Source organism: Paenibacillus sp. JZ16, from assembly GCF_015326965.1.
Classification (GTDB): domain Bacteria; phylum Bacillota; class Bacilli; order Paenibacillales; family Paenibacillaceae; genus Paenibacillus_AQ.
Genome location: NZ_CP017659.1, coordinates 750,130 through 762,855, shown reverse-complemented (window position 1 = coordinate 762,855; position 12,726 = coordinate 750,130). Strand labels below are relative to the sequence as shown.

The 12,726-nt window shown below is 43.0% G+C and carries 13 protein-coding genes; 9 read left to right on the top strand and 4 right to left on the bottom strand.

Annotation, left to right across the window (positions count from 1 at the left end; translation table 11 throughout):
* Window positions 1–9: 9 nt before the first annotated feature.
* Window positions 10–807, bottom strand: coding sequence for an AraC family transcriptional regulator (locus BJP58_RS03375; RefSeq protein ID WP_194542790.1), 798 nt, complete (start codon window positions 805–807; stop codon window positions 10–12).
* A 120-nt stretch (window positions 808–927) separates the two neighbouring features.
* On the opposite strand from BJP58_RS03375, the gene BJP58_RS03370 reads away from it, so the two are divergent.
* The 4 genes from BJP58_RS03370 (at window position 928) to BJP58_RS03355 (ending at window position 4,259) form a co-directional block, all read left to right on the top strand.
* Window positions 928–1,743: a phytanoyl-CoA dioxygenase family protein gene (locus BJP58_RS03370; RefSeq protein WP_194542789.1), complete on the top strand. Its 816-nt coding sequence runs from the start codon at window positions 928–930 to the stop codon at window positions 1,741–1,743.
* 68 nt (window positions 1,744–1,811) lie between these two features.
* Window positions 1,812–2,003 (top strand): hypothetical protein, encoded by a 192-nt coding sequence (locus tag BJP58_RS03365; protein ID WP_194542788.1) that lies wholly within the window; start codon window positions 1,812–1,814, stop codon window positions 2,001–2,003.
* A 691-nt stretch (window positions 2,004–2,694) separates the two neighbouring features.
* Window positions 2,695–3,006 carry a hypothetical protein gene (locus tag BJP58_RS33490; RefSeq protein WP_233354941.1) on the top strand — a complete coding sequence of 104 codons (312 nt, stop codon included), beginning with the start codon at window positions 2,695–2,697 and terminating at the stop codon, window positions 3,004–3,006.
* A 461-nt stretch (window positions 3,007–3,467) separates the two neighbouring features.
* Window positions 3,468–4,259 carry a squalene/phytoene synthase family protein gene (locus BJP58_RS03355; protein WP_233354940.1) on the top strand — a complete coding sequence of 264 codons (792 nt, stop codon included), beginning with the start codon at window positions 3,468–3,470 and terminating at the stop codon, window positions 4,257–4,259.
* Window positions 4,260–4,494: 235 nt separating this feature from the next.
* Here BJP58_RS03355 and BJP58_RS03350 read toward each other — a convergent pair whose 3' ends face one another.
* A complete protein-coding gene (locus BJP58_RS03350; RefSeq protein WP_194542787.1) occupies window positions 4,495–5,349 on the bottom strand; it encodes a helix-turn-helix domain-containing protein in 855 nt (284 codons plus the stop codon).
* Window positions 5,350–5,454: 105 nt separating this feature from the next.
* Between BJP58_RS03350 and gap the strand changes: the two genes are divergently transcribed.
* Both gap and BJP58_RS03340 read left to right on the top strand, forming a co-directional pair.
* The gene (gene gap / locus BJP58_RS03345; protein ID WP_194544796.1) at window positions 5,455–6,456 is read left to right on the top strand and encodes a type I glyceraldehyde-3-phosphate dehydrogenase; all 1,002 of its coding nucleotides are present in this window, start codon (window positions 5,455–5,457) and stop codon (window positions 6,454–6,456) included.
* A 220-nt stretch (window positions 6,457–6,676) separates the two neighbouring features.
* Entirely contained in the window at window positions 6,677–6,856 is a 180-nt protein-coding gene (locus BJP58_RS03340) for a hypothetical protein (protein WP_194542786.1), read from the top strand.
* Between the two features lie 441 nt (window positions 6,857–7,297).
* Here the strand turns inward: BJP58_RS03340 and BJP58_RS03335 are convergent, their stop codons facing one another.
* Both BJP58_RS03335 and BJP58_RS03330 read right to left on the bottom strand, forming a co-directional pair.
* Window positions 7,298–8,911 carry an ABC transporter permease gene (locus BJP58_RS03335; protein WP_194542785.1) on the bottom strand — a complete coding sequence of 538 codons (1,614 nt, stop codon included), beginning with the start codon at window positions 8,909–8,911 and terminating at the stop codon, window positions 7,298–7,300.
* A 23-nt stretch (window positions 8,912–8,934) separates the two neighbouring features.
* Window positions 8,935–9,816, bottom strand: coding sequence for an ABC transporter ATP-binding protein (locus BJP58_RS03330; RefSeq protein ID WP_194542784.1), 882 nt, complete (start codon window positions 9,814–9,816; stop codon window positions 8,935–8,937).
* A gap of 318 nt (window positions 9,817–10,134) precedes the next feature.
* On the opposite strand from BJP58_RS03330, the gene BJP58_RS03325 reads away from it, so the two are divergent.
* The 3 genes from BJP58_RS03325 to BJP58_RS03315 all read left to right on the top strand — a co-directional run bounded on the left by BJP58_RS03325 (window position 10,135) and on the right by BJP58_RS03315 (window position 12,691).
* A complete protein-coding gene (locus BJP58_RS03325; RefSeq protein ID WP_194542783.1) occupies window positions 10,135–10,731 on the top strand; it encodes a TetR/AcrR family transcriptional regulator in 597 nt (198 codons plus the stop codon).
* 169 nt (window positions 10,732–10,900) lie between these two features.
* Window positions 10,901–11,497 (top strand): TetR/AcrR family transcriptional regulator, encoded by a 597-nt coding sequence (locus tag BJP58_RS03320; protein WP_267907861.1) that lies wholly within the window; start codon window positions 10,901–10,903, stop codon window positions 11,495–11,497.
* Between the two features lie 57 nt (window positions 11,498–11,554).
* On the top strand, window positions 11,555–12,691 hold the full coding sequence (locus BJP58_RS03315) for an alpha/beta hydrolase (RefSeq protein ID WP_194542782.1): 1,137 nt from the start codon (window positions 11,555–11,557) through the stop codon (window positions 12,689–12,691).
* Window positions 12,692–12,726: the final 35 nt, after the last annotated feature.

Below are 12,726 nucleotides of genomic sequence, written 5' to 3'. Positions count from 1 at the left end.
TCTTTTCTATCATACGCTATGAGTTTTTCGGTACAACGAAGGATTGACCCCGCACAGTTTTTTGAAGCTCTTGCTTAAATGATGTTCGTCGGTAAATCCGCAATGCTCGGCGATTTGGACAAGGGTAAGCGAAGAGTATACAAGGAGCTGCTTCACCTTGTCCATTCTAAGGTTAGTTGCGTAGGCGCTTGGCGTTATGCGGAACTCGCGTGTAAACAGTCTTGTCAGCTGCACCTGGGTTAGACCAAGCTCCACAGCGATCGACTTCAACGAAAGGCCGAATTCTGCTTGCTGCTGAAGCAGATGCAGGGCTCGGCCAAGGGTCGGATCCTCGCTGAACAAGGTCATCGTATGCTGCTCGGATTGCTCGATCTGAAGCAAATAGAGCAGATCCCTGAGAAGATGTTTCTTGTACATATGACCAATCCCTGCATGCAAGTATTGGGCTTCGCGAAATTGAGAAAGGGTGGATTGGAAGCGTTTGTTGTTCAACAGCCGAAGCTTGCCGAAAGTCGGGAAATCCGCCACACGCGGCGGCTCCTCTAGGGAATTGATCCATTGAAACCCCATAAGATGGAACGATAAACCGTCCGTTTGCCGGTAAAAAGTTAGATCGGGCGGGCATAATACGATGTCATCCTTGACCGCCCTTCCGCTTTGGCTGCCCATTCTGTAATTAAAAGCGCCTTCTTCGACGATGAACAACGCCCAATGATCATACGTATCATGCGTTTTCTGAAATTGAGGGGTATCCTTCACGTAGACATGGTATTGCAGATCGGGTTCCAGAAATCGACTGAACTCCATTGCATGACAACCCCCTTTCGTAAGTTGAAATTATTTACAAGGAAAATCATTTTTTCTTACATTATAACATGATGGTTTGCCAAATATAATTAAATTAAATACAAGTAGGAGGTATAAAGGATGAAGACAGCCAAGTTGGAAATACCGAAATTAATGGAGCAATTTCATGAACAGGGGTATTTGGTTATACCAGATATTTTGTCGCAGGAACAGGTGAGCCGGCTGAATGCCGCGATCGACGAAATTGTCTTGGCGGAACCAGAAACGCTTTCGCATAATATTTATAACAGCGTAGAACGCCATGCCGAGATCGCTGCATTAATCGATCAGCCTGCCATTCTTCCGTTAATCGTTAATTTGCTTGGCCACAACATTCAGCTTCACATCTCCCACCTCACGATCAGACAACCGAATCCAAGCGAAGCCCAAACGGCCACGCACAGCTTTATCGATTGGCATCAAGACGGTCCGCATCCGCAATTTCCTGTCATTAACGGCATGACGGCAACCTATTATATTAAGGTTTGTTATATTTTGAGCGATATGTCGGAGCCGGATCGCGGCAATACGAAAGTGATTCCGGGCAGTCACAAGCAGCCGTACAACCCGAATCACAAGGATGTGCGCCAGCAGCTTGACGGAGAGGTACAAGTGTGCGGAAAACCAGGTGACGTCTTCGTGTTCGCCCAAAACTTGTGGCATGCTGGCTCTCCGAATCGCTCCGCATTCACAAGAAGGCAGCTGTTCCTCGGCTACAGCCCGATCTGGATGCGTCCTATCGACTATCATTCGGCGTCTGTGAGCCTGTTGAAGGACGCCGATCCGATACGCCGCCAGCTGCTTGGGCAGATCAGCGACAACAAATTCAATTATTACGTTCCGGAGGATTCGATGGTGCCTCTCAAATCCATGTTGATCCATCCATCCTCGCAGTAGCCTCGCAGTAGCTATCACCATCCGTTCGAATGGGCTACTGATTGATCATGGTAAGGTGCTGCTGTTGATTGGCGAAAACGTCCAGTCAAATTGAGGCTGCGGTGCGTAAAGTGACGGGGGGCTGCCTATTATCGGCTGTGAAGGTCTGGCCGAGGCAGTGTCGCAGGCGCACAAGCTGGCCTCGCCGTAAATTTGAAGAGCGCGGGCGTCACTTTGTAGAACTGGTCGGGGCGCAGCTCCGGTCAGAGGGAAAAGATTAAACAAGATATGAGGGTTCGCTGGGAGAACCTTTTTGCCCTGATGTATTTTCATTTATAGATTGTTCTTAAAGGGAACCGATCGAATCATTCATTACGCTAATTGGGAACGATAGTTGAAAATAGCAAGGAGCAGTTTGCCGGCTGGCAGCTGCTCCTTTTCTTTAAGCTAACGGGCAGTTTAGTGGAATATTTTATCCATTTATGGTTGATGAATTTCATGCTAGAGTAAATTTTTAAATGTGTACGAAAGCAGGACTGTAATAACTGACTTATTACAATCAAATTGACGACTTCAATTAAATTTTCAAAAAGGAAGAACACTTTGCCCAAGCACATAAAGATCTACGCACTAATACTTATTATTTTCATATTAATAAACGCTGCGATGTACAGACATTTGGAAAACCAATCATCTGTAAAATACAATGACCTCTATTCACTATATCAGCAGAAGAACGACTCGGCATTTGTCTATTTAGTAAAGCACGCTTCTGAAACAATTCCGCTTGCTGACACCTTAATGGCAATTAGTGAGTCGAAGGAAAATGAAGATCCTGCTAAGATTCGGCAATTGATCGATAAGGCGAAGATCCAAGCGTAAGAAATCGATAATCAAATATCAATATTCATTGAATTTAGCGATACCTACAGTAACAATGCTGTTCCTAAGTATTTTGTTAATAATGCGGCAATGACAACGGATGAGCAGCTGGACATGTTTATTCTTGCTCGTGAGGCGAGAATATGGTGGTCATTATACGATATAAGCTATTCGTATTGGAAGTCTAATCCTAAAACGATAGACACCAAGACTAGAGAAACCTTGCGCTCGCTTGCAACGGAGCTCTATGAGCTAAATAAGACGATTACGTCGTTTAAAGATAACGACGCAGCTCACATGTTTTATCTAGCGGAGAATTATAAAGCGTTGATGCTAGGGAAGTTGAAACCACACCTTGAAAGACTGAAAAAGATCCAAGATCATTTTTCAGGACATAAATAAGTGGAATGCGTGGAATGAGTTCATCAGGAACCTATCGGAAGTAGACCTCATTGCCGAAAAGCTGTAAGTGAAGAAATCCCTGATGTTCATCTTTGTATAATCGGAGAAGAGGATGATTTTGTACTGGCTTCTCCCTTTAGATGATTAAGTTAAGCGATATAAAATACCTAATAATAATGTTACATTCGTATGGATTTAATGAATGAATCCTAAAATAAAATTCGATCCATGTTAGAATATCTCACCAGCCGTTGAGTAGATTGGCAGCCATTTTTTTGTGAAGTATGACCTTTAGATGCCCAATCTTTATGTGGATTCATAAGGGTGTTTTTTCAACACATCCGTTACTGTGGGATACTTTTTGGTTAAAATGCGGTAGAGTATGTTATTATCGCAGTAAAGCAATACGTCATTTAAAGCTGAGATACTATTTGGAGGGAGCACTCATTAATAACATCGCAATGAAAGAAGCAATGTCCATGTTAAAGAAAACGAGCCGCACTTTTTTTATACCAATAAGTTATTTGGATTCAGGATTAAGGGAAGCTGTTGCATCAGGCTATTTATGTATGCGGGCCATAGATGAAATCGAGGACCACAATGAACTCGCTGACGAACTGAAGGTGGAACTACTTCTTGAGATTTATGAAACATTTAAAACTCAGGATGTTATGGAAACCCAATTCATACTATCTCCTCATCGGACGGTATTACCGGCAGTTACGATGCAAATAGGTAAATGGGCGCTTCTATGTCCGTCTTCCAGTGCCGATATCGTATATCGGTACATCTCAAAGATGGCGTTACATATGGCTGAATGGGTTCAAAACGGGTGGAGCATTCATACAGAAGAGGATCTGGATCGATATACCTATAGCGTGGCAGGTATGGTTGGAGAGATGTTATCGGAGCTTTGGTATTGGTATGACGGAACTCGATCAGATCTAACGAAAGCGATTGCTTTCGGACGAGGTCTACAAGCGGTAAATATCCTCCGTAATAGAGAAGAGGATCTTAAACGTGGCGTTGACTTCTTTCCTGATGGTTGGGGATATAAGGAGATGCAACAGTACACACACCGCAATCTACAGATTGCCGACTCTTATATCGCAGAGCTGAAGGATGGCCCAGCATTAAAGTTTTGCAAGATTCCATTAGCGTTAGCCCATGCTACAGTCAACCTCATCGCTTCAGGTGGAAATAAATTAACGAGGGATGCGGTTCTAAAAATTGTGAATCGTGTGACTGGATAAATTTAATTGTCCATATTTATTACTGTTCATCGTTTGTCGGGCGATACGATCATGGTCCCATTGAAAGTCGCTAATTTAGCGGCTTTTTTGTTTTATCGGTACAAGTTCAGCGATGTCCGGGTAATATTACCGCATTTGGGAGCCTTACCTGATCCTGGCACTCATTTATTTTTTCTCACCTACAGCCTCAGCAAGCAGCTGAATTATGCGCCCAAGCCAGTCAAAGTTTCCTTTATTATTGGGCAGCAGAGAACTTTCGGGAGATTTCCCGATATGCTGTTGGTGACATGCCTTTTTTAGCCGTAAATTGTTTAATGAAGTAAGTGTCATACTCAAATCCGGTAGCACGTGCAATTTCATTTAAGGTCATGTCTGTATGGGTCAGAAGATTCCCCGCAACCTTCAAGCGGTGCGACAGTAAGTAACCCATTGCGGTGCACCCGCATCTTTCCTGAAACATCTTATTGAGAGAAACGCGGTTCAAGTACGCGCATTTTGTTAAATCTTCCAGGATGATTTTGTCCGGATAATTTGTGTGTATATATTCCAGAACTAAATCCACAGGTGACAGTTCGCTGTGACGGTTTAAGTCTTCAAGCACCCCCATTATTTGTATAAAATATTTTTTTATTCTACATGCCCAGAGTGCATCGCTTTGCGCATACACTTCTGTGCCAAGCACAAAAAACCACTCGAATAATTGTGGATATGCCTTCTCGGTTATGCGAGGTATCCCCGTTCGTTCAGGAGACTTACGAAACAGCGAAAGACCTGTTTCTATTTTCAAATCGGTCGGAAAATAAGTTTGTGTTTCAGAATGGGGGGTCGAGTTAAGAAAATCCGGATGAAAACTAAATGATGATGCAGAAGCGTTGTGCTTATCAAAAACTTGTATCGTATCCTCTTCAGACAAACAAAGAATAGCGGGTGCTGAAATGGTGATCGGGCGTTCGTTCAATATCCCTTTTATACTTCCATTCGTAACAAAAACAAGCGTAAACCGCTCCGGGTAGGGGAAATGTGCAAAATCTTCGGCAGCTACAAATTCGATATCTACCGTTCTGTTTTTATGGCGATCAATTTGTGGCATGGTTCTCACCTGACAAATAGTATAGTTAAATGCTTCACATATAACAGTGTATCACAAAAATTCAAGGGATATAATTTGGATATTGACAGAAAGGTGGTTATGATGATGGCAATTAACATCGCAATTAACGGTTTTGGCAGAATTGGCAGACTTGCATTTCGGCAGCTTTTTGATACAGAAGGATATAGAGTTGCAGCCATCAATGATCTTACAAGTCCGCAGATGCTTGCGCACTTGCTGAAGCATGACACCACGCAAGGGCGTTATGATGCCAAGATTGGTTATAACGAAAACAGCTTGAACGTGAACGGTGTGGATATTCCGATCTATGCCGAAAAAGACCCAGGAAAGCTCCCGTGGAAAGAACTGCAAATTGACGTTGTTCTGGAATGCACTGGCTTCTTGGCATCGAAAAAAGCGTCAGCAGCACATATTGAAGCAGGTGCCAAAAAGGTGCTGATCTCCACCACAGCCGGGAAGGATGTTCCCACTATTGTTTTCGGTATCAATGAACATACGTTGGCTAAGAACGATACCATTGTTTCGGCAGCTTCCTGTACGACGAACTGCCTCGCGCCAATGGCGTATTTCTTGAACGAGCTTGCACCACTCAAAAAGGGCTTTATGACCACCATACACGCTTACACAAACGACCAGAACACCTTGGATGGCCCCCATCCCAAGATCGACCTACGGCGGGCGCGTTCTGCGGCGGGCAACATCATCCCGACCTCGACCGGAGCAGCAAAAGCAATCGGGCTAGTGATCCCGTCTTTGGATGGCAAGCTGGATGGAACATCGCAAAGAGTGCCGGTCATGGCGGGCTCACTGACAGAATTAACCGCAGTGGTAGGCGGCTCCGTGACAGTAGAGCAGGTCAACAAGAAGATGGAACAGTCCCAGTCAAAAGAATATGGGTATACAGATGAACAGCTTGTTTCGTCTGATATTATCGGCATGACTTACGGCAGTTTGTTTGACGCCACACAGACAAAGGTAACAGAGCTAGGAACAGATACATTAGTGAAAATTGCTGCGTGGTATGATAACGAGAACTCCTTTACCAGCCAGTTAATACGCACCGCAAAATACCTAGCAAAATTATAAGGTTTTACGGGAAAAGGGGCTGTCCGCAAATTGTTCGCATGACTTGGGAACATAACATAACATCGAAAACATAGAAATATTTCAACAAATAAAGAATGGGAGCGAGCTTGCCATTCTTTATTTTTATATTTGCCTTTCATCCAAAGGTTACATGACTAATCCATGATAAAATATTAGGAGACTATACTCGGTAAAAGTTTTATTAGGAGTTGAGAACAGCATGAATTACTACAAAGGAGCAGTACCTGGATCAGATAACTTCATTTATTTTAAAAGCGAAGTCAAATTGAAGGAAAGTGATGTTGTGGTTTTAGATGATAAGAAGTACTTCATTGAGAGTATCGATAACGGATTGTTGATTCTTCAGAGGGTTGGATCAATTATATCAGTGAGTGTGTAAATAGGCATACAGCTATGAACTATGCAATGGAGTACAGAAATCTTGGCTCTATCGAACCTACTGATTAAATTAGAAATAAATCAGTGTTCAGTTTTATTATTTGAGATGATCAATAGGTGTTTATGCCATTCGTGAGTTAGCCGTGAATGAAATCAAGGGCTTGCCAAGAGACCACAATTATCAATTGCTTTGAATTCCGCTAAATCATAACTTCACATATTATCACAAAAAGAGTGGTAAGTTGGTTGGGATGAATGCGGTTGATCATGAGCATTTTCATATCAAAGATGGGAGAGACATGCATTAGTTCGTTTTGATTAGACACCGACCGGTGTTGTGGCCATCTATAAAATGCAGAAAAACGGGCCGGAATTATACCTTTCAGCCCGTTTTTTGCTCATCATTTCAAAGTATAATGTAAATCACGAATCTATTTTCCTGCTAAGCTCCTTCCACCATATCCCGTCTGCGATATCCCAAATAGCCCATAATCATCAAAGCAACACTGATCACTGAGATCGTAATAAAGGTTGCTGCATCAAACGAATCTACCGGCATCCGCGGAATCCAACTTTGAACGGCTGTTTTCGAGAACCATTCCGGCAAATCGAGAATGCCGCCGAAATAGTTTAATGCAAAAGAATAGCCAAGATACGCATATACGGCTTTGCCTAGTCTTGGTGCCCAACCTAAAGCCAAAGCGGCAAGTGCAATAAAGAACAACACGGAAGGCAGGAAGTTATAGCCAGCAGCCAAAAAATCCCTCATATTCATGGACGAGCCGTCACCCAGGGCAGAAATGGCCGTCCCGCCAAGTCCGCTTGAAGCTAGCAAAATGCCAACGATTCCAGCAACAATCGCCAAAATGACACTCGTCCAATAGAGCTGAGCTCGAGTCACTTTTGTTGCATAAAGCTGGCTTAAATGCTGTCGCGCTTCTTCCGAGAAAAGTTTGTTCACGATCGCAATCGGCAAAATGGAAACCAATCCAATCATGACCATCATAATGGTCCCAGTGAAGGCTTCTTCGATGGAAACGCCGGATATCGTAAACATTTGACTCATGATTTCATTGCTTTCAAGGAACGTCTGCATATCTCCATAAATCGAACCATAGGCTGCTCCCATGACGACGAAAGCAATCAACCAACTGATCATTACGCCTTTGTTCAGCTTTGTAAACAGGCCGGGTACGGACAGCAATGATTTTTTTGCCGACTCCCGGCCATCTCTTTCTGGTAAATAACCGGCACCCATATCTCGACCGCCTTCAAGGACAAAAGCGATGATCACGACAATAACGCTGAAGACTATAGCCAAAATCAGAGGGACCCCATTGTTTTCTGTAAATGGATAAGTCAGATAAGTCCAACCCATCGGATTGATCATGGAAAAATCAACATTCGACACATCCGTTCCGGCTCGGATAATATAGAGCAAGCCTACAATTCCGAGCGATGAACCGGTTGCACCGGATGAAGTCGGCATAATTTGCGCCATAACTAAGGCAATTACGGCTCCCAAGATCCCGGCCATTCCAATGGATGCGCCAAACAAAAAGGATCCTTCGGCCGAAATCGTATCTACGCCAAAGCTAGTCATCATTCCGCCAATAACGAGCGCTAATAGAATATTGATCATGACGACTTCGGCAATCACCGCAAACGAATTGGCTTGACGGCCTACTTGAAAGGAGCGTACGAGTTCAGTAAGCCCAAGATCTTCTTCTTTGCGAGTATGGCTTACCACATGCAAAGCAGCGATAATCATCGCAAACAAACCGCAGAATAACAACATTTCGTGCGCATACATTGCACCCAAAGTATAATCCGCTGCGTTCTCAATCGGTGTAGGACCAACCATGGAAATCATAGCAGGATTTTGCAAGGTTTCATACATTCCCTGCAACCCTTGGCCCTTGCCCATTTCTTCAAAAGCCGGAACAAATCCGGCTGAAAACAAGCCTAAACCTAAAACCCAGATGATGATTTTTTTCCAATCACGTTTCAGGTATTGGACGAATAGTACTCGCGAACGCGCAAATTTTTCTTGCATTATAATCTCCTCCGTTTCCGCTCTTAGACTTCATAATGACGCATGAATAAGTCTTCTAGCGTAGGCGGCACGGACTCAAACTTCTTGACCCCCAATTTTGCCGCTTCGGACAAAATCTCATTGATAAATTCGTTATCCGCAAAGAATGTCGCTTGATTGCCGGATTGCTTGAAATCATGAACACCGTTAACCGATGCCATTATAGCCACATTGCCTTGCGTTACTATAGTTACTGTAGAACGCGTTAAATGACGCAGCTCATCCAATGTTCCGGTTTCAACCACTTTGCCTTGGCGAATGATAACTACTTTATCGGCCAGTCGTTCCACTTCGCTTAAAATATGAGAGGACAGCAAGATGGCTTTTCCCGCAAGCTTGATTTTTTCGACCTCATCCTGGAAGACGGCTTCCATTAACGGATCAAGGCCGGAAGTCGGTTCGTCGAAAATATACAAATCGGAGTCAACGGATAAAGCCGCGATCAAGCCGACTTTTTGCCGATTTCCTTTGGAATAGCCCTTGGCTTTCTTCTTAGGATCCAATTCAAACCGTTTAATCAAATAGTCGCGTTTATTTTTGTCTCCGCCGCCATGCAATTTCATAAATAAATCAATGATTTCGCCGCCTGTTAAGCTGCCCCAAAGAGCCACGTCCCCCGGTACATAAGAAATTCGTTTATGAATCTCAAGGCTATCTTTCCATACATCCTTGCCGAAGATTTTTGCATCTCCGGCATCCCGATGGATGATTCCGAGCAAAATGCGAATCGTTGTGGATTTCCCCGCGCCATTCGGTCCGATAAAGCCGACTACTTCCCCGGCATTTACCGCAAATGACACGTCATGCAGCGCTTTGAATTTCCCGAATCTTTTTTGTAAGCCTTGCACTTCTACAATGTTTGTCATAGCACTAAAACTCCTTCTAGACCAGTTTTAGTAACGTGCTTTCCAGTTTAAAGCAAAGCTGATAAATAGCGAACTAATAATCGATATAGAGTTCGTAAGTTCTAACTATTTACTTTGTTTTAAACCAAAGTTCATTTACAATTTCAGTTATACACCCGATTATCCGCATAGTCAACGCAAAAATATATAAGTTTAGAACTAGTATATGTTTGATAATTCATAATTATCGCTATATAATAAATAGGAAGGGGAAATACGAACTAAATCCTTCTTAAAATATTTTTTTAGTCATAATAAGTTAGAAAGCAGGAATAAGGAATGAACGGCTTTGAAAAGAGGACGCAAGAGAAGAAGAATCAAGTTCTAGAAGCAACTTTTAAATTGATTAATACCGAAATCGGCATCGAAAATGTAACAGTCGATGAGATTGCTAGACATGCCAATGTCGGTAAAACGACGATTTTTAAGTATTTTGGGAGCAAAGAAAACCTGGTCCATGAGGTTTTTAAGTATTTTTTAACTCAAATGGGGGAAACCGCCCGAGAAATCATGGCCGAAAATAAACCTTTCGAAGAAACGATCATTGCTATGAGTCAGAACAAAATCAATTATCTAGAAAAAATCAACAAACAATTTTATTTGGATTTAATGGATTATTTTACAAAGAAAGATGATGATGGGTTATCTCTGATGATGCAGCAATACGTCAAGGAAAGCTACAGTCTTATGTTGGATTTGTTTCACCGCGGGCGTAAAGAAGGCAAGGTTGATCTGAAATATTCGGATGAATTTCTTCTGATTTATTTCCAGGCCCTGGTTGAAGGGATCTCCAGCCCGCATATCTACCCAAAGATTCTCCCATATACCGCACAATGGACGGAATTGCTGATAAAAGGTATTGCGCCAAGCAAATAAAGCACATAAATATTCCTGCATGAAAGAGATCTTTCGTCCGAGCGGTCAAACCATTGAAAACCTTCATGTTGCCTGCTAATTTCCGGTGGCGCTGCAAGAGGTTAAAGGATATACCGTTGTACGGAAGTAAATTGACCTGCGTAAGTTGAGGCCGAGACTCCAGGTTTGAGTGCATCTTTTCGTTGATAATCTTTACGAGGATATAACTATGAAGATGGTTTTGGATCGTCTGTCCATGCACCCCGGAACATTTTATCGGTATTTTGAAGACAAAGATGACCTTTATTGTCTCTTAATACGTAATGTGACTCAGAAAAGAGTTGCGTATTTTAATAACAGTAATGAAGATTCCCTTTTCCAGTTTTTCCTTACTGGCTTATTTGGTAACGTTAATGGCATTATGACCGAGCCACTGAATGAGTTGGAAATCAAACTCACTGAAACACCTTTATACATTCCTGAGAACATTTTGCTTAAAATATATCTGAATGTGCTAAAGGGCGAGTCATTCCCCTTAATCAAGGACATCTTACGCCGAATGAGGGTTGATGGATATCTCCGACCTGATTTTGACGACGACCTGATTTTTTTTATGTTTGAGTCAATGCAGTTTAATTTAGTCCTGTTTTTTAGGGAATTCGATATTAAAGACTCTAAGCTGCAACATAAGATTAGCAAGTACTTTGCTGACTTTATGGGTCATGGGCTGCTTGAAGATCATAAACATTCTGAAATTGTTAGCGATCTCAAGAAAGCCAAGGAGTAGATATGATTTACTGTATTTCACATTCGCCACTTTTATTAATTAAGGGGGAAGAAGAAAATGAAAACTTATGACGCATTTCCAGAACCAATCGGCAGCTATACTGTCGGTCGAACCCAGATGGATTTTGAGTATACGGCATCAGATCATTCAAAAAGAGAACTGACGGCGTTTGTGTACTATCCGTCCGACAGTAGCGAAGGTAAGACTACATCAACGTACATGTTTCCTGAAGTTTACGAAATGCTTGATGAGCAGCCACTTCTCACTGCGTTGAAGGATGCTTACTCTATAGATATCAAGACCCAGTGTTACGACGACCTTGCTCTCTCCGGGAAGGAAAAGCGCTATCCGGTGTTATTCTATGTTTGCGGCGGGGGCGGTTCTCCAGAATGGGGTACCGTGATCAGTACAGACTTGGCAAGTTTAGGATATGTCGTGGTAAGCATCGGCCATCAGAATAGCACGATGTATAAGCGTAAGGATGGGCGCCTGTTTAATGTATCAAAGGGTTTTTCGGATGTCATTATGGCGTTTTCTGAAGATCCGGAGATGGTGGCGTTGGCTGGTAAGATGGAGATGCGGCCTGACGAAGAAACTGCCATCGAGATGTGCCACAAGGTGCTTACACTGCCGGTACTTGCCAAGATAACAGAGTATAGTGAATTACAGGCAGAGGATGTAAGGTATGTAGCCGATTATCTTTACAAAATGGACTCTGGAGAGCTGAATTCCATCTTCAAGGGCAGATTGTTGCTTGACATCGGCATGGGCATAGTCGGACATTCTTATGGAGGGCCTACGACGGCGATTGTTTGTCGGGACGACGACCGGTTTGCCTGCGGGATTGGCCTGGATAGCGCTGCGTTCGGCCTTCAGGGCAGCGACCTTAATAAACCCTTCTTGCTGCTTTATTGTGAACCTAACTATAACATGAATGCGATAATTGGCGCTAACAATAGCATGCAAACCTATTATTTCTCTGTTGATCGTGTTGCGCATTTAGATTACTGCGACATCGTGTTTACTAGTGTTAATGAGGAACTCAGAGGCGAACGGGATGCTATGGAGATGCGAAATCTTGTTACAGACTATACGAAGAACTTTTTTGATCAATACATACTGCAGAAGGCTGCAAGTGTGGAAAGTCTGGCATACGATGGCGTGGACTTGGTCAAGAAGACCAGCAACAAGTGACATAACCGAGAGGTTGCTGATAAACGCATGTCAAA

Coding starts and splice junctions, on each gene's coding strand:
- BJP58_RS03375 (WP_194542790.1), bottom strand. CDS start 807: ATGGAGTTCAGTCGATTTCTGGAACCCGATCTGCAATACCATGTCTAC.
- BJP58_RS03370 (WP_194542789.1), top strand. CDS start 928: ATGAAGACAGCCAAGTTGGAAATACCGAAATTAATGGAGCAATTTCAT.
- BJP58_RS33490 (WP_233354941.1), top strand. CDS start 2,695: ATGACAACGGATGAGCAGCTGGACATGTTTATTCTTGCTCGTGAGGCG.
- BJP58_RS03355 (WP_233354940.1), top strand. CDS start 3,468: ATGAAAGAAGCAATGTCCATGTTAAAGAAAACGAGCCGCACTTTTTTT.
- BJP58_RS03350 (WP_194542787.1), bottom strand. CDS start 5,349: ATGCCACAAATTGATCGCCATAAAAACAGAACGGTAGATATCGAATTT.
- gap (WP_194544796.1), top strand. CDS start 5,455: ATGGCAATTAACATCGCAATTAACGGTTTTGGCAGAATTGGCAGACTT.
- BJP58_RS03340 (WP_194542786.1), top strand. CDS start 6,677: ATGAATTACTACAAAGGAGCAGTACCTGGATCAGATAACTTCATTTAT.
- BJP58_RS03335 (WP_194542785.1), bottom strand. CDS start 8,911: ATGCAAGAAAAATTTGCGCGTTCGCGAGTACTATTCGTCCAATACCTG.
- BJP58_RS03330 (WP_194542784.1), bottom strand. CDS start 9,816: ATGACAAACATTGTAGAAGTGCAAGGCTTACAAAAAAGATTCGGGAAA.
- BJP58_RS03325 (WP_194542783.1), top strand. CDS start 10,135: ATGAACGGCTTTGAAAAGAGGACGCAAGAGAAGAAGAATCAAGTTCTA.
- BJP58_RS03315 (WP_194542782.1), top strand. CDS start 11,555: ATGAAAACTTATGACGCATTTCCAGAACCAATCGGCAGCTATACTGTC.